21 protein-coding genes are annotated in these 18,415 nt (G+C 71.3%); 14 read left to right on the forward strand and 7 right to left on the reverse strand.

Translation table 11 applies throughout. The annotated features are described in order from the left end of the window. Window positions 1-66: 66 nt before the first annotated feature. Window positions 67-1,182, reverse strand: a complete 1,116-nt coding sequence (locus K7G60_RS38750; RefSeq protein WP_263985404.1) for a hypothetical protein — start codon at window positions 1,180-1,182, stop codon at window positions 67-69. Window positions 1,183-1,438: 256 nt separating this feature from the next. Here K7G60_RS38750 and K7G60_RS02185 point away from each other — a divergent pair, with 256 nt between their 5' ends. The 12 genes from K7G60_RS02185 (at window position 1,439) to K7G60_RS02235 (ending at window position 11,683) form a co-directional block, all read left to right on the forward strand. Then, window positions 1,439-2,008, forward strand: coding sequence for a GNAT family N-acetyltransferase (locus tag K7G60_RS02185; protein WP_225799045.1), 570 nt, complete (start codon window positions 1,439-1,441; stop codon window positions 2,006-2,008). Between the two features lie 158 nt (window positions 2,009-2,166). Continuing rightward, window positions 2,167-2,250 carry a putative leader peptide gene (locus tag K7G60_RS39335; RefSeq protein ID WP_310887545.1) on the forward strand — a complete coding sequence of 28 codons (84 nt, stop codon included), beginning with the start codon at window positions 2,167-2,169 and terminating at the stop codon, window positions 2,248-2,250. A 136-nt stretch (window positions 2,251-2,386) separates the two neighbouring features. Continuing rightward, window positions 2,387-4,084 (forward strand): nitrite/sulfite reductase, encoded by a 1,698-nt coding sequence (locus K7G60_RS02190; RefSeq protein WP_225799046.1) that lies wholly within the window; start codon window positions 2,387-2,389, stop codon window positions 4,082-4,084. An 88-nt stretch (window positions 4,085-4,172) separates the two neighbouring features. Then, entirely contained in the window at window positions 4,173-4,352 is a 180-nt protein-coding gene (locus tag K7G60_RS02195) for a hypothetical protein (protein WP_030692687.1), read from the forward strand. Further along, window positions 4,349-5,056, forward strand: a complete 708-nt coding sequence (locus K7G60_RS02200; RefSeq protein WP_225799047.1) for a phosphoadenylyl-sulfate reductase — start codon at window positions 4,349-4,351, stop codon at window positions 5,054-5,056. Before K7G60_RS02195 ends, K7G60_RS02200 begins: the two co-directional genes overlap by 4 nt. Beyond that, window positions 5,056-5,625: an adenylyl-sulfate kinase gene (gene cysC / locus K7G60_RS02205; protein ID WP_225799048.1), complete on the forward strand. Its 570-nt coding sequence runs from the start codon at window positions 5,056-5,058 to the stop codon at window positions 5,623-5,625. The genes K7G60_RS02200 and cysC overlap by 1 nt, the downstream gene beginning before the upstream one ends. Then, entirely contained in the window at window positions 5,622-6,557 is a 936-nt protein-coding gene (cysD, locus tag K7G60_RS02210; protein WP_190159578.1) for a sulfate adenylyltransferase subunit CysD, read from the forward strand. Before cysC ends, cysD begins: the two co-directional genes overlap by 4 nt. Further along, complete coding sequence (locus tag K7G60_RS02215; protein WP_225799049.1) at window positions 6,557-7,900, forward strand: sulfate adenylyltransferase subunit 1; 1,344 nt, start codon at window positions 6,557-6,559, stop codon at window positions 7,898-7,900. The genes cysD and K7G60_RS02215 overlap by 1 nt, the downstream gene beginning before the upstream one ends. 205 nt (window positions 7,901-8,105) lie before the next feature. After that, entirely contained in the window at window positions 8,106-9,224 is a 1,119-nt protein-coding gene (locus tag K7G60_RS02220; protein ID WP_225799050.1) for an aliphatic sulfonate ABC transporter substrate-binding protein, read from the forward strand. A gap of 33 nt (window positions 9,225-9,257) precedes the next feature. After that, entirely contained in the window at window positions 9,258-10,052 is a 795-nt protein-coding gene (locus K7G60_RS02225; protein WP_225799051.1) for an ABC transporter ATP-binding protein, read from the forward strand. Beyond that, the gene (locus K7G60_RS02230) at window positions 10,039-10,932 is read left to right on the forward strand and encodes an ABC transporter permease (RefSeq protein WP_225799052.1); all 894 of its coding nucleotides are present in this window, start codon (window positions 10,039-10,041) and stop codon (window positions 10,930-10,932) included. The genes K7G60_RS02225 and K7G60_RS02230 overlap by 14 nt, the downstream gene beginning before the upstream one ends. Window positions 10,933-10,939: 7 nt before the next feature. Next, complete coding sequence (locus K7G60_RS02235) at window positions 10,940-11,683, forward strand: sirohydrochlorin chelatase (protein WP_225799053.1); 744 nt, start codon at window positions 10,940-10,942, stop codon at window positions 11,681-11,683. Here K7G60_RS02235 and K7G60_RS02240 read toward each other — a convergent pair. Beyond that, window positions 11,680-12,252 carry a TIGR03086 family metal-binding protein gene (locus K7G60_RS02240; protein ID WP_225799054.1) on the reverse strand — a complete coding sequence of 191 codons (573 nt, stop codon included), beginning with the start codon at window positions 12,250-12,252 and terminating at the stop codon, window positions 11,680-11,682. The two genes, K7G60_RS02235 and K7G60_RS02240, sit on opposite strands and share 4 nt — an antisense overlap. A 225-nt stretch (window positions 12,253-12,477) precedes the next feature. Here K7G60_RS02240 and K7G60_RS02245 point away from each other — a divergent pair, with 225 nt between their 5' ends. Beyond that, entirely contained in the window at window positions 12,478-12,888 is a 411-nt protein-coding gene (locus tag K7G60_RS02245; RefSeq protein WP_225799055.1) for a hypothetical protein, read from the forward strand. Here the strand turns inward: K7G60_RS02245 and K7G60_RS02250 are convergent. The 5 genes from K7G60_RS02250 to K7G60_RS02270 all read right to left on the reverse strand — a co-directional run bounded on the left by K7G60_RS02250 (window position 12,885) and on the right by K7G60_RS02270 (window position 17,352). Then, window positions 12,885-13,511 (reverse strand): DsbA family protein, encoded by a 627-nt coding sequence (locus tag K7G60_RS02250; RefSeq protein ID WP_263985405.1) that lies wholly within the window; start codon window positions 13,509-13,511, stop codon window positions 12,885-12,887. The genes K7G60_RS02245 and K7G60_RS02250 overlap by 4 nt on opposite strands. Window positions 13,512-13,585: 74 nt before the next feature. After that, window positions 13,586-14,140, reverse strand: coding sequence for a DUF1697 domain-containing protein (locus tag K7G60_RS02255; RefSeq protein ID WP_225799056.1), 555 nt, complete (start codon window positions 14,138-14,140; stop codon window positions 13,586-13,588). 139 nt (window positions 14,141-14,279) lie between these two features. Next, window positions 14,280-15,572, reverse strand: coding sequence for an ABC transporter substrate-binding protein (locus K7G60_RS02260; protein WP_225799057.1), 1,293 nt, complete (start codon window positions 15,570-15,572; stop codon window positions 14,280-14,282). Continuing rightward, window positions 15,569-16,411, reverse strand: a complete 843-nt coding sequence (locus K7G60_RS02265) for a carbohydrate ABC transporter permease (RefSeq protein ID WP_225799058.1) — start codon at window positions 16,409-16,411, stop codon at window positions 15,569-15,571. The genes K7G60_RS02260 and K7G60_RS02265 overlap by 4 nt, the downstream gene beginning before the upstream one ends. Further along, on the reverse strand, window positions 16,408-17,352 hold the full coding sequence (locus tag K7G60_RS02270; protein WP_225799059.1) for a carbohydrate ABC transporter permease: 945 nt from the start codon (window positions 17,350-17,352) through the stop codon (window positions 16,408-16,410). The genes K7G60_RS02265 and K7G60_RS02270 overlap by 4 nt, the downstream gene beginning before the upstream one ends. Before the next feature lie 186 nt (window positions 17,353-17,538). Between K7G60_RS02270 and K7G60_RS02275 the strand changes: the two genes are divergently transcribed. After that, window positions 17,539-18,396 (forward strand): phosphotransferase enzyme family protein, encoded by an 858-nt coding sequence (locus tag K7G60_RS02275; protein WP_225799060.1) that lies wholly within the window; start codon window positions 17,539-17,541, stop codon window positions 18,394-18,396. Window positions 18,397-18,415: the final 19 nt, after the last annotated feature.

Here is an 18,415-nt window from a genome sequence, read left to right on the forward strand (position 1 = left end):
CGGGCGGGGCTCTGCGGACACGCTTCGGGAAGCGCGCTTCAGGAGACGTGCCTCGGGAAGCGCGCTTCAGGAGGCGAGCTTCTGGAAGAGGGCGTCGATCTCGGCCTGGTCCGCGACCAGCGGCAGGGTGTCGAAGTACAGCTCCCACTCCCCGCCGGGGCCGAAGCGCTCCACGATCCCGAAGGGGATGCCGGTGCGGGTCTCGGCGCCGTCGTGCACGGAGACGGTCCCGTGCCACTCCACGTAGGCGGTGGTCTCGCCGACGGCGACCTGGCCCGCCTTGAGGCGGAGGTCGGCGGTGGCGAAGAGGCGTTCCAGGTAGGCGCGCTTGCCGGCCTCGGAGACGAGCGGGGCGGCGAGTCCGGGTCCGCCGAGCCGCGCGCCCCGGGTGCGGGCGAGGAGGGCGTCGGCGTCCTCGGCGTTCCAGGCGGCGAGACGCTCCGTGACCTCTCCGGCCCGGGCCCGGAAGCCGGGCCGGGGCTGCTCGCCGTCCTGGATCCGCTCGCCGTTTCGGATCCGCTCACCGCCCTGGATCCGCTCGCCGTCCCGGGGCGATCCCGCGTCCGTGACGCCCTCGAAGAGGGGGGCGGGCGCCGCCCCGGGCAGGGTGTCCCGGAAGAGGACGGCCCGGTCGTAGTAGCGGCGGGCCTGGAGCGTGCGCCCCTCGTCGCCGAGGACGTTCCGCGCGATCTGCGGATAGGCGACGGTGTGGCCCTTGAGGGTGACCTCGTTCCACTGCCCGAACATCACGGTGCTGCCGTCGGCGACCACGTCCGTGCCCCGGTAGGCGAGGTCGGGTGCGAGGCGCAGGGAGCCGTTGATGGAGGTGCCGATCGTGGTGCGGCCGCGCTGCGGGGCGCTCCCGGCCTCCCAGAGGGTGGCCTCGGGGTCGAAGATGTCGAGGTAGGCGCCGACCCGGGGGTGGGCGAGGTCGCCGGGCGCGGGCGGCGTGCCGGTCGGCATCTCGCCGAAGGTGATCTGCCTCTCCAGGAAGGCGCAGGCGTTGGGGGTGACGCGGCCTTCGAGCCGCTCGACCTTCTCCCGCGCCGCCGGGCAGTCGTCCCGTGCCGCCGTGGCCGCCCCGCCCGGCAGCGCCTCAGCCGTCGTCACGGTGACCGCCGCTCCCGCGACGAGTGCCGTCGCCATCGCGATGCCCGCCAGACCACGCCGACCCGTACCCATGTCGTACCCCTCATGTCGTCGATCACCGGGTGCGGCCGTGTGCCGTCCCGGTGCGCTCACCCTGCCGGGAGGGCGGTGCGGGGGTCGATTACCTCTGAGGTCATGCCGGGGCCGCGCCGAGGTCACGCCGGAGTCGTGCGCCTCGGCGTTCGGGCGCCGGAACGCGGGACGAACCCGCATGTCCGTATGGCGGACAGCCTGTCCGCCGATACCGAACAGAGTGGGAATCCGGCACTCCGCATGATGCGATGAGCCCATGAGCATCACTCTCACCACCTGGTCCCTCGAGCAGACCTCCCCGTCCGACCTCCGTCCCGCCACCCCGCCGGAGGGCGAGGACGTGGCGATCCGGCGCGCCGAGGTGCCCTCGGTGGAGTTCAGCCGCTTCCTCTACACGGCGGTCGGCGGTGACATCCACTGGACCGACCGGCTGTCGCTGACGTACAAGCAGTGGCAGGAGATCGTGGAGAAGCCGGGCGCCGAGATCTGGGTGGCGTACGACAGGGGGACGCCGGCCGGGTACGTGGAGCTCGACCCCCAGGACGACGGCGTGGTGGAGATCATCTACTTCGGCCTGATACCGGCCTTCCGGGGCCGCCGGATCGGCGGCCACCTGCTCTCCTACGGGGTGGCGCGCGCCTGGGACCTGGCCGAGCGCTGGCCGGAGCGGGAGGCCACGAAGCGGGTGTGGCTGCACACCTGCTCGCTCGACGGCCCGCACGCCATGGCCAACTACGAGCGGCGCGGCTTCCGTCTCTTCGACACCAAGGTCGAGGAGGTCGAGGAGTCGGAGACCCCCGGCCCCTGGCCGGGGGCTCACGCCTGAGCCGTACGACCCGGCCGTACGCACCGAGCCGCGGAAGGGGCCCTGAACAGGGCCCCTTTCACGTGACCTGGAGCACACTGTCTCACTCAGCGAGACGACTATGTCCGAATGCTGGACGATGCTGGACTGGGTCCAAAGTCCCGTGACACGCTTCCGTCATGCCTGGAACTGGAATTGCCTTGGTGAGTCGGCGGCACGTCGACCTCGGCCGCATGTCCAGCGCCATTTGTCCGGCGCGCTGAGAGAACCAGCACCGCCGCGATCTCCTTACCGCCCGACTCTGCCCCACCCTGCTGCGCACTGACGCGCCACCCTCTGACCTGAGCGCGAGTGTGCAGGTCAGAGCCGCCCTCTCGCAGTCCCGAAGGACAAGACGCCATGGCCGCCACCCCGGAAAACCCCACTCCCGCCGCCGCCCGCCGCAAGGCCGGGCGCCACCGTGGCGAGGGTCAGTGGGCCGTGGGGCACTTCACCCCCCTGAACGGCAATGAGCAGTTCAAGAAGGACGACGACGGTCTCAACGTGCGGACACGTATTGAGACGGTCTATTCGAAGCGCGGCTTCGACTCCATCGACCCCAACGACCTGCGCGGACGCATGCGCTGGTGGGGCCTCTACACCCAGCGCAAGCAGGGTCTGGACGGCACCAAGACGGGCGTGCTGGAGCCGGAGGAGCTGGACGACGAGTACTTCATGCTCCGGGTCCGCATCGACGGCGGCCGGCTGACCACCGAACAGCTCCGGGTGATCGGTGAGATCTCCGAGGAGTTCGCCCGCGGGACCGCCGACATCACGGACCGGCAGAACGTCCAGTACCACTGGATCCGCATCGAGGACGTCCCCGAGATCTGGAACCGCCTGGAGGCGGTCGGCCTGTCGACCACCGAGGCCTGCGGCGACACCCCGCGCGTGATCCTCGGCTCCCCCGTGGCCGGCATCGCCGCCGACGAGATCATCGACGGCACCCCCGCCATCGACGAGATCCAGCGCCGGATCGTCGGCAACAAGGACTTCTCCAACCTGCCCCGCAAGTTCAAGTCCGCGGTCTCCGGCTCGCCGCTCCTCGACGTGGCGCACGAGATCAACGACATCGCCTTCGTCGGCGTGGAGCACCCCGAGCACGGCCCCGGCTTCGACGTCTGGGTCGGCGGCGGTCTCTCCACCAACCCGAAGCTCGGCGTCCGCCTCGGCACCTGGGTCTCCCTCGACGAGGTCCCGGACGTCTACGAGGGCGTCATCTCGATCTTCCGCGACTACGGCTACCGCCGGCTGCGCAACCGCGCCCGCCTGAAGTTCCTCGTCGCCGACTGGGGCCCGGAGAAGTTCCGCCAGGTCCTGGAGGACGAGTACCTGAAGCGCAAGCTGACGGACGGCCCCGCCCCCGCGGAGCCCGCCGGCCGCTGGCGCGACCACGTGGGCGTCCACAAGCAGAAGGACGGCCGCTTCTACGTCGGCTTCGCGCCCCGTGTCGGCCGCGTCGACGGCGCCACCCTGACGAAGATCGCCGCGATCGCCGAGGAGCACGGCTCCGGCCGCGTCCGCACCACCGCCGAGCAGAAGATGCTCGTCCTCGACATCGAGGAGGCGCAGGTCGAGTCCCTCGTCTCCGCCCTGGAGGCGCTGGACCTGCGGGTCACCCCCTCGCCGTTCCGACGCGGCACGATGGCCTGCACCGGCATCGAGTTCTGCAAGCTCGCGATCGTCGAGACGAAGGGCCGCGGCTCCTCGCTCATCGACGAACTGGAGCGCCGGATCCCGGAGTTCGACGAGCCGCTGACGATCAACATCAACGGCTGCCCGAACGCCTGCGCCCGCATCCAGGTCGCGGACATCGGCCTCAAGGGTCAGCTGGTCCTGGACGACGAGGGCAACCGCGTCGAGGGCTACCAGGTGCACCTGGGCGGCGCGCTCGGCCTGGAGGCCGGCTTCGGCCGCAAGGTCCGCGGCCTCAAGGTCACGGCGGCCGAGCTCCCGGACTACGTGGAGCGGGTCCTCAAGCGCTTCCAGGCGGAGCGCGAGACCGGCGAGCGCTTCGCGACCTGGGCGGCCCGCGCGTCGGAGGAGGCCCTGTCGTGAGCGACGCGCACGCGGCCGCCGGGCCGCAGCCGACGACGAAGGCCGCACCTCTGCGCCGCGTGGGCGGAGAAGCGAACAAGGAGGCACCGTGAGCGAGCGTGCGGCCCCCTTCTTCTGCCCCTACTGCGGGGACGAGGACCTGCGTCCGAACGAGCAGGGTCACGGCGCGTGGGAATGCGCCGCGTGCAGTCGAGCCTTCCAGCTGAAGTTCCTGGGGCTCCTCGCCCCGGCGACTTCGGGCAACACCACTGGGAGGAAAGAGATATGACGATCGCTCAGGACGCGACCGCGGCCGACCTGAAGGCACTCGCCGAGCAGGCCGGCCGTGATCTGGAGGACGCCTCCGCGCTGGAGATCCTCCGCTGGGCCGTGGACACCTTCGGCGACCGCTTCTGCGTGACCTCCTCCATGGAGGACGCGGTCGTCGCCCACCTCGCCTCGCGCGTGAAGCCCGGCGTGGACGTCGTCTTCCTCGACACGGGCTACCACTTCGAGGAGACCATCGGCACCCGGGACGCCGTGGACGCCGTCATGGACGTCAACGTCATCACCCTGACCCCGCGTCAGACCGTGGCCGAGCAGGACGCCGAGTACGGTCCGAAGCTCCACGACCGCGACCCGGACCTGTGCTGCGCGCTGCGCAAGGTCAAGCCCCTCGAAGACGGCCTCACCGCGTACGGCGCCTGGGCCACCGGCCTGCGCCGCGACGAGTCCCCGACCCGGGCGAACACCCCGGTCGTCGGCTGGGACGAGAAGCGGCAGAAGGTCAAGGTCTCCCCCATCGCCCGCTGGACGCAGGACGACGTCGACGCGTACGTCACGGAGCACGGTGTCCTCACCAACCCGCTCCTCATGGACGGGTACGCCTCCGTCGGCTGCGCCCCCTGCACCCGCCGCGTCCTGGAGGGCGAGGACGCCCGCGCCGGACGCTGGGCGGGCCGCGCCAAGACCGAGTGCGGGCTGCACGGCTGATGACCCCCACCCCTCAGACCTCCCAGGAGAACCACGTGACCGGTGCCACCATCTGGCTCACCGGCCTGCCGAGCGCCGGAAAGACCACCATCGCGTACGAGCTGGCCGGCCGCCTCCGCGACGAGGGCCACCCCGTCGAGATCCTCGACGGCGACGAGATCCGCGAGTTCCTCTCCGCGGGCCTCGGCTTCACCCGCGAGGACCGCCACACCAACGTGCAGCGGATCGGCTTCGTCGCCGAGCTGCTCGCCTCGCACGGCGTGAAGGTCCTGGTCCCGGTCATCGCCCCGTACAACGACAGCCGCGAGGCGGTCCGCAAGCGCCACCAGGCCGAGGGCACCGCCTACGTCGAGGTCCACGTGGCCACCCCCGTGGAGGTCTGCTCCGTCCGTGACGTGAAGGGCCTCTACGCCAAGCAGGCCGCGGGCGAGATCAGCGGCCTCACCGGCGTCGACGACCCGTACGAGGCGCCCGAGAGCCCCGATCTGCGGATCGAGTCCCAGAACCAGACCGTGCAGGAGTCCGCGGCGCAGCTCCACGCGCTGCTCACCGAGAGGGGTCTGCTGTGACCACCGTCGCCCACGCCCACGACACCACGGACAGTCCGTTCGCGCTGTCGCACCTCGACTCCCTGGAGTCCGAGGCCGTCCACATCTTCCGCGAGGTGGCGGGCGAGTTCGAGCGGCCGGTGATCCTCTTCTCCGGCGGCAAGGACTCCATCGTCATGCTGCACCTGGCGCTGAAGGCCTTCGCCCCCGCGCCGGTCCCCTTCACGCTGCTGCACGTCGACACCGGGCACAACTTCCCCGAGGTCATCGAGTACCGCGACCGGGTCGTCGACCGGCACGGACTGCGGCTGCACGTGGCCTCCGTGCAGGAGTACATCGACGCCGGCAAGCTCCGCGAGCGCCCCGACGGCACCCGCAACCCGCTGCAGACCGTCCCGCTGACCGAGGCGATCCAGCAGCACCGCTTCGACGCCGTCTTCGGCGGCGGCCGCCGCGACGAGGAGAAGGCCCGAGCCAAGGAGCGGGTGTTCTCGCTGCGCGACGAGTTCTCGCAGTGGGACCCGCGCCGCCAGCGCCCCGAGCTGTGGCAGCTCTACAACGGCCGGCACGCCCCCGGCGAGCACGTCCGGGTCTTCCCGCTCTCCAACTGGACCGAGCTGGACGTCTGGCAGTACATCCAGCGGGAGAAGATCGAGCTCCCCGAGATCTACTTCGCCCACGAGCGCGAGGTCTTCGCCCGCAACGGCATGTGGCTCACGGCCGGCGAGTGGGGCGGCCCGAAGGAGTCGGAGACGGTCGAGAAGCGGCTGATCCGCTACCGCACCGTCGGCGACATGTCCTGCACCGGCGCCGTCGACTCCGACGCCACCACACTGGACGCCGTCATCGCCGAGATCGCCGCCTCCCGGCTCACCGAGCGGGGCGCCACCCGGGCCGACGACAAGCTGTCCGAGGCCGCGATGGAAGACCGCAAGCGCGAAGGGTACTTCTAATGAGCACGTCCACCGAGCAGCTGTCCGACCAGCTGGCGGCCACCACCCTGCTGCGTTTCGCCACCGCCGGGTCCGTCGACGACGGCAAGTCCACCCTGGTGGGCCGGCTCCTCCACGACTCCAAGTCGGTCCTCGCCGACCAGCTGGAGGCCGTGGAGCACGCCTCGCGCTCCCGCGGCCAGGAGGCCCCGGACCTGGCGCTGCTGACCGACGGCCTGCGGGCCGAGCGCGAGCAGGGCATCACGATCGACGTGGCCTACCGCTACTTCGCGACGCCCCGCCGCCGCTTCATCCTCGCCGACACCCCCGGGCACGTGCAGTACACCCGGAACATGGTCACCGGGGCCTCCACCGCCGAGCTGGCCGTGGTCCTGGTCGACGCCCGCAACGGCGTCGTCGAGCAGACCCGCCGGCACGCCGCCGTCGCCGCGCTGCTCCGCGTCCCGCACGTGGTCCTCGCCGTGAACAAGATGGACCTGGTCGACTACCAGGAGTCCGTCTTCGCCGCGATCGCCGAGGAGTTCACGACGTACGCCTCCGAGCTCGGCGTCCCGGAGATCACCGCGATCCCGATCTCCGCGCTCGCCGGCGACAACGTCGTGGAGCCGTCCGCCCACATGGACTGGTACGGCGGCCCGACGGTCCTGGAGCACCTGGAGACCGTCCCGGTCAGCCACGACCTGACGGCCTGCCACGCCCGCTTCCCCGTGCAGTACGTGATCCGCCCGCAGACCGCCGAGCACCCCGACTACCGGGGCTACGCCGGTCAGATCGCGGCCGGTGCCTTCCGGGTCGGCGAGGAGATCACCGTCCTGCCGTCGGGGAAGAAGTCCACGATCACCGCCATCGACGCGCTCGGCGAGTCCGTGGACATCGCCTGGGCCCCACAGTCGGTGACGATCCGGCTCGCCGACGACATCGACATCTCCCGCGGCGACCTGCTCGCGCCGAGCGGCGACGCCCCGGCCACCAGCCAGGACGTCGAGGCGACGGTCTGCCACGTGGCGGACCAGCCGCTCGCCGTCGGCCAGCGGGTCCTGCTCAAGCACACCACCCGCACGGTCAAGGCGATCGTCAAGGACATCCCCTCGCGGCTGACCCTGGACGACCTCTCCCAGCACCCGAACCCCGGGCAGCTGGTCGCCAACGACATCGGCCGGGTCGTGGTCCGCACCGCCGAGCCGCTCGCGCTCGACGCGTACGCGGACTCCCGCCGTACGGGTTCGTTCCTGCTGATCGACCCCGCGGACGGCACCACGCTCGCGGCCGGCATGGCGGGCGAGTCCTTCGCCACGGCCAAGGCCGTCGTCGCGGTGGACGAGGAAGAAGGGTGGGACTTCTGATGACGGGTCAGGACTTCTGGGCCACCTTCGCGAAGGAGGGCGGCCGGGTGGGCTCCGGTGCCCTCGGCGCGGGCCGGGGAGGTGTGGCGCGATGTGCGTGCTGACCTCTGTGCACCGCCCCGGCGGTGCGACACGGCTCCACCCGCTCCACCCCGAAAGACATAAACGCAGACTTCGCTGAGAAGTTGAACCGAGGGGACCACCCGTGCCTGCCACCACCCGTACCACCCTGCGCCGCGGCCTGGCCGCCGCCGCCGCCCTGCCGCTGCTGATCGGCGTCCTCGCCTCCTGCGGCTACGGCTCCGAGGCCAAGAACGACGACGACGCCACGAAGAAGGTGGCCGCCGAGGGCGAGAAGCTCTCCGCCGACACCGTACGGCTCGGGTACTTCCCCAACCTCACGCACGCCACCGCGCTCGTCGGCGACCAGGAGGGCATCCTCCAGAAGGAGCTGGGCGGCACCAAGCTGGTGCCCACCACCTTCAACGCGGGCCCGTCCGAGATCGAGGCGCTGAACGCCGGCTCGATCGACATCGGCTTCATCGGCCCCTCGCCGTCCATCAACGGCTACGTCAAGACCAAGGGCACCAACCTCCGCATCGTCGGCGGCGCCGCCTCCGGTGGCGTGAAGCTCGTGGTCAACCCGGCGAAGATCAAGACCGTGGACGACCTCAAGGGCAAGAAGATCGCCACCCCGCAGCTCGGCAACACCCAGGACGTGGCCTTCCTCAACTGGATCTCCGAGAAGGGCTGGAAGGTCGACGCCCAGAGCGGCAAGGGCGACGTCTCCGTGGTCCGCACGGACAACAAGGTCACTCCGAACGCCTACGCCTCCGGCGCCATCGACGGTGCCTGGGTGCCCGAGCCGACCGCGTCCAAGCTGGTCAGCGACGGCGCGAAGGTGCTGCTCGACGAGTCCGACCTGTGGCCCGACAAGAAGTTCGTCATCACGAACATCATCGTGTCGCAGAAGTTCCTCAAGGAGCACCCGGACGTCGTCGAGGCGTTCCTGCGCGGCTCGGTGAAGACCAACGAGTGGATCAACGCCAACCCGGACAAGGCGAAGGCCTCGGCCAACGCCAAGCTGAAGGACCTCTCGGGCAAGGCGCTGGGCGCGAAGGTGATCGACGCCGCGTGGCCGTCCATCCAGTTCACGAACGACCCGCTGGCGGCCACCCTGCAGGCCCAGGCCGACCACGCGGTGAAGGCCGGTCTCCTGGAGAAGCCGGAGCTGTCCGGCATCTACGACCTGAAGCCGCTCAACAAGGTCCTGAAGGCCGCGGGTCAGCCCGAGGTCTCCGACGCCGGTCTCGGCGCGAAGTAACAGCCCGCAGCTGATCCCCAGGAGGTGACGACCATGGCCACGACCGCGACGCTCGCCAAGGCCGAGGACCGTGCGGCGGTGACCCATGCCGCCCGCATCGAGCATGTCTCCAAGTCCTTCGGCGGACCCGCCGGCGGACAGCTCGTCCTCGACGACATCTCGCTCGATGTCGCCCCCGGCGAGTTCGTCACCCTCCTGGGCGCCTCGGGCTGCGGCAAGTCCACCCTGCTCAACCTGGTCGCCGGGCTCGACCGGCCGTCCGCGGGGTCCATCGAGACCCCCGGCGGCCGGCCGGCCCTGATGTTCCAGGAGCACGCCCTCTTCCCGTGGCTCACCGCGGGCAAGAACATCGAACTGGCCCTGCGGCTGCGCGGGGTGCCCAAGGCCGAGCGCCGCGACGAGGCCGAGCGCCTGCTGACCCTCGTCCGGCTCGGCGGCTCGTACGGCAAGCGGGTCCACGAGCTGTCCGGCGGCATGCGGCAGCGGGTCGCGCTGGCCCGCGCGCTCGCCCAGGACAGCGACCTGCTCCTGATGGACGAGCCGTTCGCCGCGCTCGACGCCATCACCCGGGACGTACTGCACGACGAACTGACCCGCATCTGGCGGGAGACGAAGCTGTCGGTGCTCTTCGTCACCCACAACGTGCGCGAAGCCGTGCGGCTGGCCGAGCGCGTCGTCCTCCTCTCGTCCCGGCCGGGCCGGATCGCGCACGAGTGGACCATCGACATCCCTCAGCCGCGCCGCATCGAGGACTCCGCCGTCGCGGAGCTGTCCCTCGAGATCACCGAGCACCTGCGTGAGGAGATCCGCCGCCATGGCCAGCACTGAAACCGCCCCGAAGGAGCAGAAGACCGACGACCTCGCCGGTCTCGAAGCCGGCCTGGACGCCCTCGACAGCGTGCAGGTCCGGCGGACCCCGGTCCGCGAGGTGCTGGTCAAGAAGGTGGTCCCGCCGGTCGTCGCCGTCGTGCTCGTCCTGGTGGTGTGGCAGCTCCTGGTGTCCCTGAAGGTCACCGACGAGTACAAGCTGCCGGCCCCGTCCGCCGTGTGGGACAGCCTCACCGTGATGTGGCGGGAAGGAACGCTCTTCGGCGTCCTGTGGACCAGCGTGTCCCGGGCCCTGTACGGGTTCGTCCTGGCGCTCGCGATCGGCACCCCGCTGGGCCTGCTCGTCTCCCGCGTGAAGTTCGTGCGCGCGGCGATCGGCCCGATCCTCGCGGGGCTCCAGTCGCTGCCCTCGGTGGCCTGGGTCGCGCCCGCCGTCCTGTGGCTCGGCCTCAACGACAGCATGATGTACGCGGTGATCCTGCTCGGCGCCGTCCCGTCGATCGCCAACGGCCTCGTCGCCGGCGTCGACCAGGTCCCGCCGCTCTTCCTGCGGGCGGGCAAGACGCTCGGCGCGTCGGGCGTCAAGGGCGCCTGGTACATCGTGATGCCGGCCGCGCTCCCCGGCTACCTGGCCGGCCTCAAGCAGGGCTGGGCGTTCTCCTGGCGTTCGCTGATGGCCGCGGAGATCATCGCGTCCTCGCCGGACCTGGGCCTGGGCCTCGGCCAGCTCCTGGAGAACGGCCGCAACAACATCGACATGGCGGGGATCTTCCTGGCGATCATCCTGATCCTGATCGTCGGCATCGCCATCGACCTGCTCGTCTTCAGCCCGCTGGAGCGCGCGGTGCTCCGTCGCCGCGGCCTCCTCGTGAAGGGCTGACCGGACCGTGAACCGCCCTGTCCTCCTCGTGATCGCCCACGGCAGCCGCGATCCGCGGCACGCGGCGACCGTCCAGGCGCTGGTGCGCCGGGCCGGTGCGCTGCGGCCGGGGCTGCGCGTGGAGACGGCGTTCCTGGACTTCAACCTGCCGTCGGTGCCGGGGGTGCTGGACCGCCTCGCGGCCGACGGGGTGCGGGAGGTCGTGGCCCTGCCGCTCCTCCTCACCCGGGCCTTCCACGCGAAGGCCGACATCCCCGCCGTGCTCCGCCAGGCACCGCCGTCCCTGAGCATCCGCCAGGCGGAGGTCCTCGGCCCGTCGCCGCTGCTGATCGCGGCGGTCGAGCGGCGGTTGTACGAGGCGGGCCTCACACCCGCCGACAAGAGCGCGACCGGGGTCGTCCTGGCCTCGGCGGGCTCCACCGACCCGGAGGCGATCGCGGTGATCGCAGAAACGGCGCGGGAGCTGAGGCGCACCGGTTGGTGCTCCGTGCGGCCCGCGTTCGCCTCCGCATCTCTTCCGCGCACGGAGGACGCCGTGTGGTCCCTGCGGACGGAACCGGGCGTCCGCCGGGTGGCGGTCGCCCCGTACGTGATCGCCCCGGGCCGCCTCCCGGACCGCATCGCGGCGGGCGCGGCCGGGGCCGACGTCCTGGCGGACGTCCTGGGGCCCTCCCCCGAACTGGCGCGCCTGCTCCTGGAGCGGTACGACGGTGCCCGCGCGGTACGCCGTCCGGTCGCCCGGACCGCCTAACTCTTCGGGTTCCTGCCGCTCAGGGCCAGCGCGCGGACGAACGCGGAGGCGTCGTCGGGTACGTCGACCGGCTGGGCGAAGCCCTCGTACCGGCGGTAGACCTCGGCGTGCTCCTCCACGACTCCGAGGACGAAGACCGCCGTGTCCTCGGGGACCGTGAACTCCTGGCCGGTGGAGCGGGCCAGGTCCCAGCCGTGCAGGGCGAGTTCCTTGACGAGCAGCGAGGCGATGGCGGGGGCCGGCATCGTGACGTACCCGGTGTCGACCTCCCCGTCCCAGACGCCGGGCCGTTCCCAGGCGGCCAGGGCCCGGTCGAGCTGGGCCGCGTACCGCTCGGCCCAGTCGGTGTCGGCGGTGAAGTCCCGCTCGGTGGTCTCGTCCGGGAGCTTCGTGCGCAGGGCGCGGTGTTCGAGCCCGTGGGCGGAGTACAGCACCAGGTGGTTGGCGAGTTCGCGGACCGTCCAGCCGGCACAGACGGACGGGGCGCCGAGCTGTTCGGCGGTGACGGCGCGGGCGACCCGGCCTGCCTCGGCGGCACAGAGCGTGAGGTGGTGGTGGATCTCGTTCATGCCGCGACCGTACGGAGCGCTTGCGGCCCTGGTCTTGAACTTTCGCGACAACTGAGCGTGAACGGCCCGTCCATTGAACATTCAATGGGCGTTTTGCGCGATTTGCTGGCTTTCCGTAGTCGTCACTAGACTGAACAGAAGATTGTTCGGATCCAGCCCAGAGGAACGAACATGACTGTCCTCACTCATTCGAAAATGAACCGTCGGCGGCACACGACCGCCGCCATGACGGCGGTCGTAGCGGCCGCCATCAGCCTCGCCGTCCCCGGCGCGGCATCGGCGCAGGCGGCGCCCGCGAGCACGCCCAACGCCCCTTCCCTCGTGAATTGCGGGACCACCCTGCCGTGGCTGTCGCCCTACGAGTTCGGCGGCCGTCTGCATCTCAACGGCGGCTGCTTCACGCTCAACCGCCATGTCTTCCTCGTGGTGAAGTACAACAACGGCACCATCGCCTTCAAGAAGTGGGTCTTCTCCAAGAACCACCCGAACCTCGCCGGAGGCTGGGTCAACACCGCGACCGGCCTGAAGGCCCCCTGCGCCGGCCCGAGCAACGGCTATGCCCGCGGGTACGACGAGGCCACGGACCGGTGGTCGCCCCGGGTCCCCGTGACGATCGGGTGCGTCGCCTTCGACTAGCTGAAGTCCAGACCCCCCGTGCGGGTCCGCTTGAGTTCGAACAGGTCGGGGTGGCCGGCGAGGACCCGGAAGCCGTCGAAGAGTTCGGCCGCCTTCTCGCCGCGCGGGATCGCCCGCAGGACCGGGCCGAACCAGACGGTGCCGTCGACGTGGATCGTCGGGGTGCCGACGTAGCCGTCGGCCTCGGGGTCCTTGCCCGCGTCGTGGCTGCGGCGGACCGCCTCGTCGTGGGCCGGGTCGTGGGCGGCGGCCGCGAGTTCCGGCGGGAGGCCGAGCTCGGTGAGCGATTCGGCGATGACGGCGTCGAAGTCCTTCTGCTTCTTCTCGTGGATGCGGGTGCCGTACGCGGTGTAGAGCGGGCGCAGGATCTCCTCGCCGTGCTGTGCGGCGGCGGCCACGGCCACCCGGACCGGGCCGATGGAGGCGTCGACGAGCTCGCGGTACCAGTCGGGCAGGGTGTTGCCCTCGTTGTGGACGTACAGGCTCATGACCTTGAAGCGGAGGTCGATGTCCCGGTGGGCCTCGACCTCCAGGATCCAGCGGGAGGTGATCCAGGCGAAGGGGCAAACGGGGTCGAAGTAGAAGTCGACGGTGGGGCGGGGCGTGGTCTCTGCGATCGTCATGTCGTTGAATCTAGCCATGATTTGGCCCGCCACCACGGGCCATTCCCCACCCTTTCGAATGGGCCACTTCGAGGTCAGTCGCCCCGCGCCATCTCGATGAGCTTGACGACCGTGTTCCAGTTCCGGCCGGTGGCGACGAGGCCCTTCACCACGGACGGGCGGGAGACCGCCTCGCCGAGCCTGGACTTCCCGAGGCCTTCGGGGGTGTAGAGGTAGAGCACGCGGTCGCCCAGGGCGAAGTCCTCGGGGAGGTGGGCCTCGCGGTCGATCGAGGCGAACCGCTCGGGGTCGGCGACCTCGGAGTAGTAGATGGCGTGGAGCTGCTTGCCTTCGAGTTCGGCGGCCGGGAAGGGGCAGGCGTCGGCGACGGCGACGAGGTAGTCGGCGTCGCGGACGAGGCAGTCGACGCGGAAGCCGAAACGCTCCTCGATCGCGTCTTCGAGCGAGCCCCTGAGCTCGTCCTCGCCGGCGCCGGAGTCGGTGGTGAAGACGGCGTTCCCGCTCTGGAGGTAGGTGCGGACGTCCGTGTGCCCGAGTTCTTCGAGGAGCTTGCGGAGTTCGGCCATGGGGACCTTGCGGTGCCCGCTCACGTTGATGCCGCGGAGCAGGGCCACGTAGGTCTTCGTCATGGGCTCAATCTAGTCGGCCACCGTGCCGCGTGGGGGGCGGCGCGGTGGCCGGTTCGAACACTGTCGGATGCGGGGGTTCCGGAGAAGACCCTTCACCCATCTGTGACTTATTCAACAAGGTTTCGTAATCGCGAATCCGTCATCTGCGCTGATAGCGGGCGAGGACCCGGTTGCCGTCCTCGACGAGGCGTCTGCGGAGTTCGGCACCGTCGATGGCGCCGCTGTAGTACTCCTGGAAGGCCGGGGTCGCGACCTTGTCCTTCCACTCCGGGTAGCCGCGCACGGACTGGGCGGGCGCGGGCCGCAGGTGTTCGGCCACCGCCGCGCCGGTCGCCCAGCCGTCCCTGGCGGTGTGCAGGGAGGGGTCGGCGAGCGCGGCCGTGCCGGTGGGCAGCATCCAGTCGCCGCGCGCGAGCCGCACCATGTTCGCCGGGCGCAGGAAGAAGTCGAGGAACTGGGCCGCCTCCTTCTTGTGGAGACTGTCCGCCGCGATGGACAGGGTCTGCGGGGAGACGCCCTGGGCGAGGCCTTCGGCACCGACGGGCGCGGGCAGCACCGTCCACTCGAAGCCCTTGGGTGCCTGCTGCGCGATCTGCTGGCGGTAGGCGAAACCGAGGGGGACCATGGCGTACTTGCCGGCGAAGAAGCCGGGCAGGGTGTCGGATCCGCCGCTGCCGAGCGTGGTGCGCGGGGCGGTCCGGTCGGTGACGACCAGGTCGTGGATGGTGCCGGGGACGATGCCGTCGGCCTCGGTGAAGTCGACGGTGACCCGGCCGTCGGGGTCCCGGTGGAAGAGGCGGCCGCCGGCCGAGACCCCGAGGTTGAGGCTGACGGAGACGGGCTCCTTGAGCGGCCAGGCGACCGCGTGGCGGCCGCCTCCCATGGTGCGGGTGAGGTCCTGGGCGATCTGCCGGAACTCGGTCCAGCTCCAGGGTTTCTCCGGGGTGGGGACGCGGACGCCGGAGGACTCCAGGATCTTCCGATTGGCGATGAGGACGCGCGGTTCCTGGAGGAAGGGCACGCCGTAGACGCCCTCGTCGAAGGTGGTGGTCTCCCAGCCGCGGGCCGGGATGTCGGCGCGCAGCCGCTCGGAGAGGAGGGGGCGCAGGTCGGCGAGGTGGCCGCCGTACGCGAAGTCGGCCAGGTCGTCGGAGGCGTCGTGGATGATGTCGGGCGCCTCGCCTCCCTCGAAGGAGGTGAGGAGCTGGTCGTGGACGGAGTCCCAGCTGCCCTGGACGTACTCGACCCGGATGTCGGGGTGGGCGGCGTTCCATTCCTTCACCAGCTGCCGGTTGGCGTCGACGGACTCCTTCTGCCAGGCGAGGGACTGGAAGCGGAGCCGGACGACCCCGTCGTCGGGTCCGTCTCCCCCGGCGGCGCAGCCGGTGAGGAGCAGGGCGAGCGCGGCGGCGAGGGCGAGGATCCGTCTCATGACTTCACCGCCCCGGTGAGCATCCCGCCGGTGATCCGTCTCTGGAGGACTCCGAAGACGACGAGGGACGGCAGGGTGGCGAGGAAGGCCGCGGCGGCGAGCGGGCCGAGGTCGGCGACGCCCTCGGCGCCGAGGAAGTGGGTGAGGACGACCGGCAGGGTCTGTTTCTCGGGGGACTTGAGCAGGACGAGCGCGAAGAAGAACTCGTTCCAGGCGGTGACGAAGGCGAAGAGGGCGGTGGCGACGACGCCGGGGGCGAGCAGCGGGGCGGTGACCGAGACGAGGGTGCGGATCCGGCCGGCGCCGTCGACGGCGGCGGCCTCCTCCAGCTCGGCCGGGACGGCCCTGACGTACCCCATGAGCATCCAGAGGGCGAAGGGCAGCGACCAGACCACGTAGACCAGGACGAGCCCGGCGACGCTGTTGATCAGGTGCAGGTTCTTGAGGACGAGGAAGAGCGGGATGATCACGAGGACGAAGGGGAAGGCCTGGCTGATCACCACCCAGCCGGTGGCGGCGCCGGCGAGCCGGCCTCGGTGGCGGGCCGTCACATAGGCGAGCGGGGTCGCTACGACGACCGCGATCAGGGCGGCGCAGACCGCGGCGAGCAGGCTGTTCGCGGCGGCCCCGAGCAGCGGCTGCTCGTCGAAGGCCTGCCGGAAGTTGTCGAGGGTGGGGTCCTCCGGGATCCAGGTGGGGTGGAGCGAGGCCAGCTCGGGGGCGGGCTTGAAGGCGGTGGACAGCAGCCAGAGGAAGGGGAAGGCGAGGAAGACCAGGTACGCGAGGAGGGCCAGGTACTGGCCTGCTCGCGCGGGCCCGCTCGTCCGCAGGGCGCTCACCGGTCCTGGTCCCCTTTCAGTCGGCGTACGAGGGAGAGGGCGATGAGCACCGAGACGGCGGCGACCATCACGCAGCCCATGGCGGCGGCGTAGCCGAACTGCCCGTAACGGAAGGCCTCTTCATAGGCGAAGAGCATGGGGAGCCGGGTCCGGCCGCCCGGTCCGCCGTTGGTCAGGACGTAGACCAGGGCGAAGGAGTTGAAGTTCCAGATGAGGTTGAGGGCGGTGATGGCGAGGGCCACCGGCCGGAGCGCCGGCCAGGTGACGGCGCGGAAGCGGCGCCAGGCTCCGGCGCCGTCGAGGGCGGCGGCCTCATGGAGTTCGCGCGGGGTGTTCTGGAGTCCGGCGAGCAGGGCGACGGTGGTCTGCGGCATGCCGGCCCAGACGCCGACGACGATGACGGCGGGCAGGGCGGTGGTGAGTCCGGAGAGCCAGTCGTGGCCCTCGCCGAGGCCCAGGTTCCGGAGGGTCTCGTTGAGGATGCCGGCGTCGGGGTTGTAGACGAGGCGCCACATGATGCCGACGACGACCTCCGGCATCGCCCAGGGGACGATGGCGAGGGCCCGGGCCAGCCAGCGGAAGCGGAGCTTCTGGTCGAGCAGGAGGGCGAGGCCGAGGGCGAGCAGGAACTGGGGGACCGTCACCCCGACGGCCCAGACGACGCCGATGCGGAAGGACTCCCAGAAGAGGGTGTCGTGCAGCAGGTCCTGGAAGTTGAGGGTGCCGACCCATCGGGTGGCCTGGGTGCGGCCGGACTGGGCGTCGGTGAAGGCGAGCGCGATGCCGTAGAGGAGCGGTCCGACGCTGAGGACGAGGATCGGCAGGAGCGCCGGGAGCACCAGGAACCAGGCGCCGAAGTCGGGGCCGCGTGGCCGTGCCGCGGGGGCGGCGCGGGGTGTGCGCGCACGGCCGGGCCGCTTGACCGTGGTCACTGAGCTCATCGAGGGGCCTCCGGCCGCTCGGTCGCGGTCACCGCGCTCACGATCCGCCCCCCGTCCACACCGCTGCTGCCGCCGTCCGGAATCCCGCCATGGTGCTGACGGTGCGTCGGCCCGTCAAGGCGACGGGCGCGGTGAGCTGCGTGGATGGGAGACTTTGGCGCAAAGACACGGGTGAGGGAGAGGTCGATGGACGAGGCGCGGGCACGGGAGATCCTGGGCGGGGCGGGGCTGCCGGTCGCGGGTGCGCGGCTGCTCGCCCTGGGCGAGAACGCGGTCTTCGCCCTGGGCGACCTGGTGGTGAAGGTCGGCCGGGGCCCGGAGCTGTTCGAACGGGCCGAGCGGGAGCTCGCGCTGGCCTCCTGGCTGGAAGCCGCCGGGGTCCCGGCGGTCCGGGCCGCCGAGGAGAAGCCGCGCCTGGTGGACGGGCATCCGGTGACCGTCTGGCACCGGCTGCCGGAGGCGGTGCGGCCCACGGAGCCCCGTGATCTCGCCCCGCTGCTCCGAGCCGTCCACGCCATGCCCGAGCCGACCGGGTTCACGCTCCCGCGCCGTGAGCTGCTCGGCGGGGTCGAGCGGTGGCTGCGGCTCGCGGGGGACGCGATCGACCCGGCGGACGCGGCGTTCCTGCGGGAACGGCGCGACTCCTTCGCCCCGGCGGCGGCCGCTCTCACCCCGCACCTGGCCCCGGGCCCGATCCACGGGGACGCCCTCCCCCGGAACGTGCACGTCGGCCCCGACGGCCCGGTCCTGGTGGACCTGGAGACCTTCTCCTCGGACCTGCGCGAGCACGACCTCGTGGTCCTCGCCCTCTCCCGGGACCGGTACGGCCTGGACCCGGCGGCGTACGAGGCCTTCACCGGGGCGTACGGCTGGGACGTCCGGGAGTGGGAGGGGTGCGCGGTGCTGCGCGGGGCGCGGGAGACCGCGAGCTGCGCGTGGGTGGCCCAGCACGCGCCCACGAACCCGAAGGCGCTCGCCGAGTTCGAGCGGCGGGTGGCCTCGCTGCGGGACGGCGACCCCGAAGTGCGCTGGTACCCCTTCTGACATCATGTTCCCCGTCGAA

The sequence above is a fragment of the Streptomyces sp. NK15101 genome (genome assembly GCF_020400725.1).
Lineage (GTDB): Bacteria > Actinomycetota > Actinomycetes > Streptomycetales > Streptomycetaceae > Streptomyces.

Excerpts from the sequence above, each read along its gene's own strand:
- K7G60_RS02260 (WP_225799057.1), bottom strand. The coding sequence starts at position 15,572 with ATGAGACGGATCCTCGCCCTCGCCGCCGCGCTCGCCCTGCTCCTCACC.
- K7G60_RS02270 (WP_225799059.1), bottom strand. The coding sequence starts at position 17,352 with ATGAGCTCAGTGACCACGGTCAAGCGGCCCGGCCGTGCGCGCACACCC.
- cysC (WP_225799048.1), top strand. The coding sequence starts at position 5,056 with ATGACCCCCACCCCTCAGACCTCCCAGGAGAACCACGTGACCGGTGCC.
- K7G60_RS02215 (WP_225799049.1), top strand. The coding sequence starts at position 6,557 with ATGAGCACGTCCACCGAGCAGCTGTCCGACCAGCTGGCGGCCACCACC.
- K7G60_RS02230 (WP_225799052.1), top strand. The coding sequence starts at position 10,039 with ATGGCCAGCACTGAAACCGCCCCGAAGGAGCAGAAGACCGACGACCTC.
- K7G60_RS02240 (WP_225799054.1), bottom strand. The coding sequence starts at position 12,252 with ATGAACGAGATCCACCACCACCTCACGCTCTGTGCCGCCGAGGCAGGC.
- K7G60_RS02225 (WP_225799051.1), top strand. The coding sequence starts at position 9,258 with ATGGCCACGACCGCGACGCTCGCCAAGGCCGAGGACCGTGCGGCGGTG.
- K7G60_RS02245 (WP_225799055.1), top strand. The coding sequence starts at position 12,478 with ATGACGGCGGTCGTAGCGGCCGCCATCAGCCTCGCCGTCCCCGGCGCG.
- K7G60_RS02275 (WP_225799060.1), top strand. The coding sequence starts at position 17,539 with ATGGACGAGGCGCGGGCACGGGAGATCCTGGGCGGGGCGGGGCTGCCG.
- K7G60_RS02250 (WP_263985405.1), bottom strand. The coding sequence starts at position 13,511 with ATGACGATCGCAGAGACCACGCCCCGCCCCACCGTCGACTTCTACTTC.
- K7G60_RS38750 (WP_263985404.1), bottom strand. The coding sequence starts at position 1,182 with ATGGGTACGGGTCGGCGTGGTCTGGCGGGCATCGCGATGGCGACGGCA.
- K7G60_RS02190 (WP_225799046.1), top strand. The coding sequence starts at position 2,387 with ATGGCCGCCACCCCGGAAAACCCCACTCCCGCCGCCGCCCGCCGCAAG.
- K7G60_RS02200 (WP_225799047.1), top strand. The coding sequence starts at position 4,349 with ATGACGATCGCTCAGGACGCGACCGCGGCCGACCTGAAGGCACTCGCC.
- K7G60_RS02255 (WP_225799056.1), bottom strand. The coding sequence starts at position 14,140 with ATGACGAAGACCTACGTGGCCCTGCTCCGCGGCATCAACGTGAGCGGG.
- K7G60_RS02185 (WP_225799045.1), top strand. The coding sequence starts at position 1,439 with ATGAGCATCACTCTCACCACCTGGTCCCTCGAGCAGACCTCCCCGTCC.
- K7G60_RS39335 (WP_310887545.1), top strand. The coding sequence starts at position 2,167 with ATGCCTGGAACTGGAATTGCCTTGGTGAGTCGGCGGCACGTCGACCTC.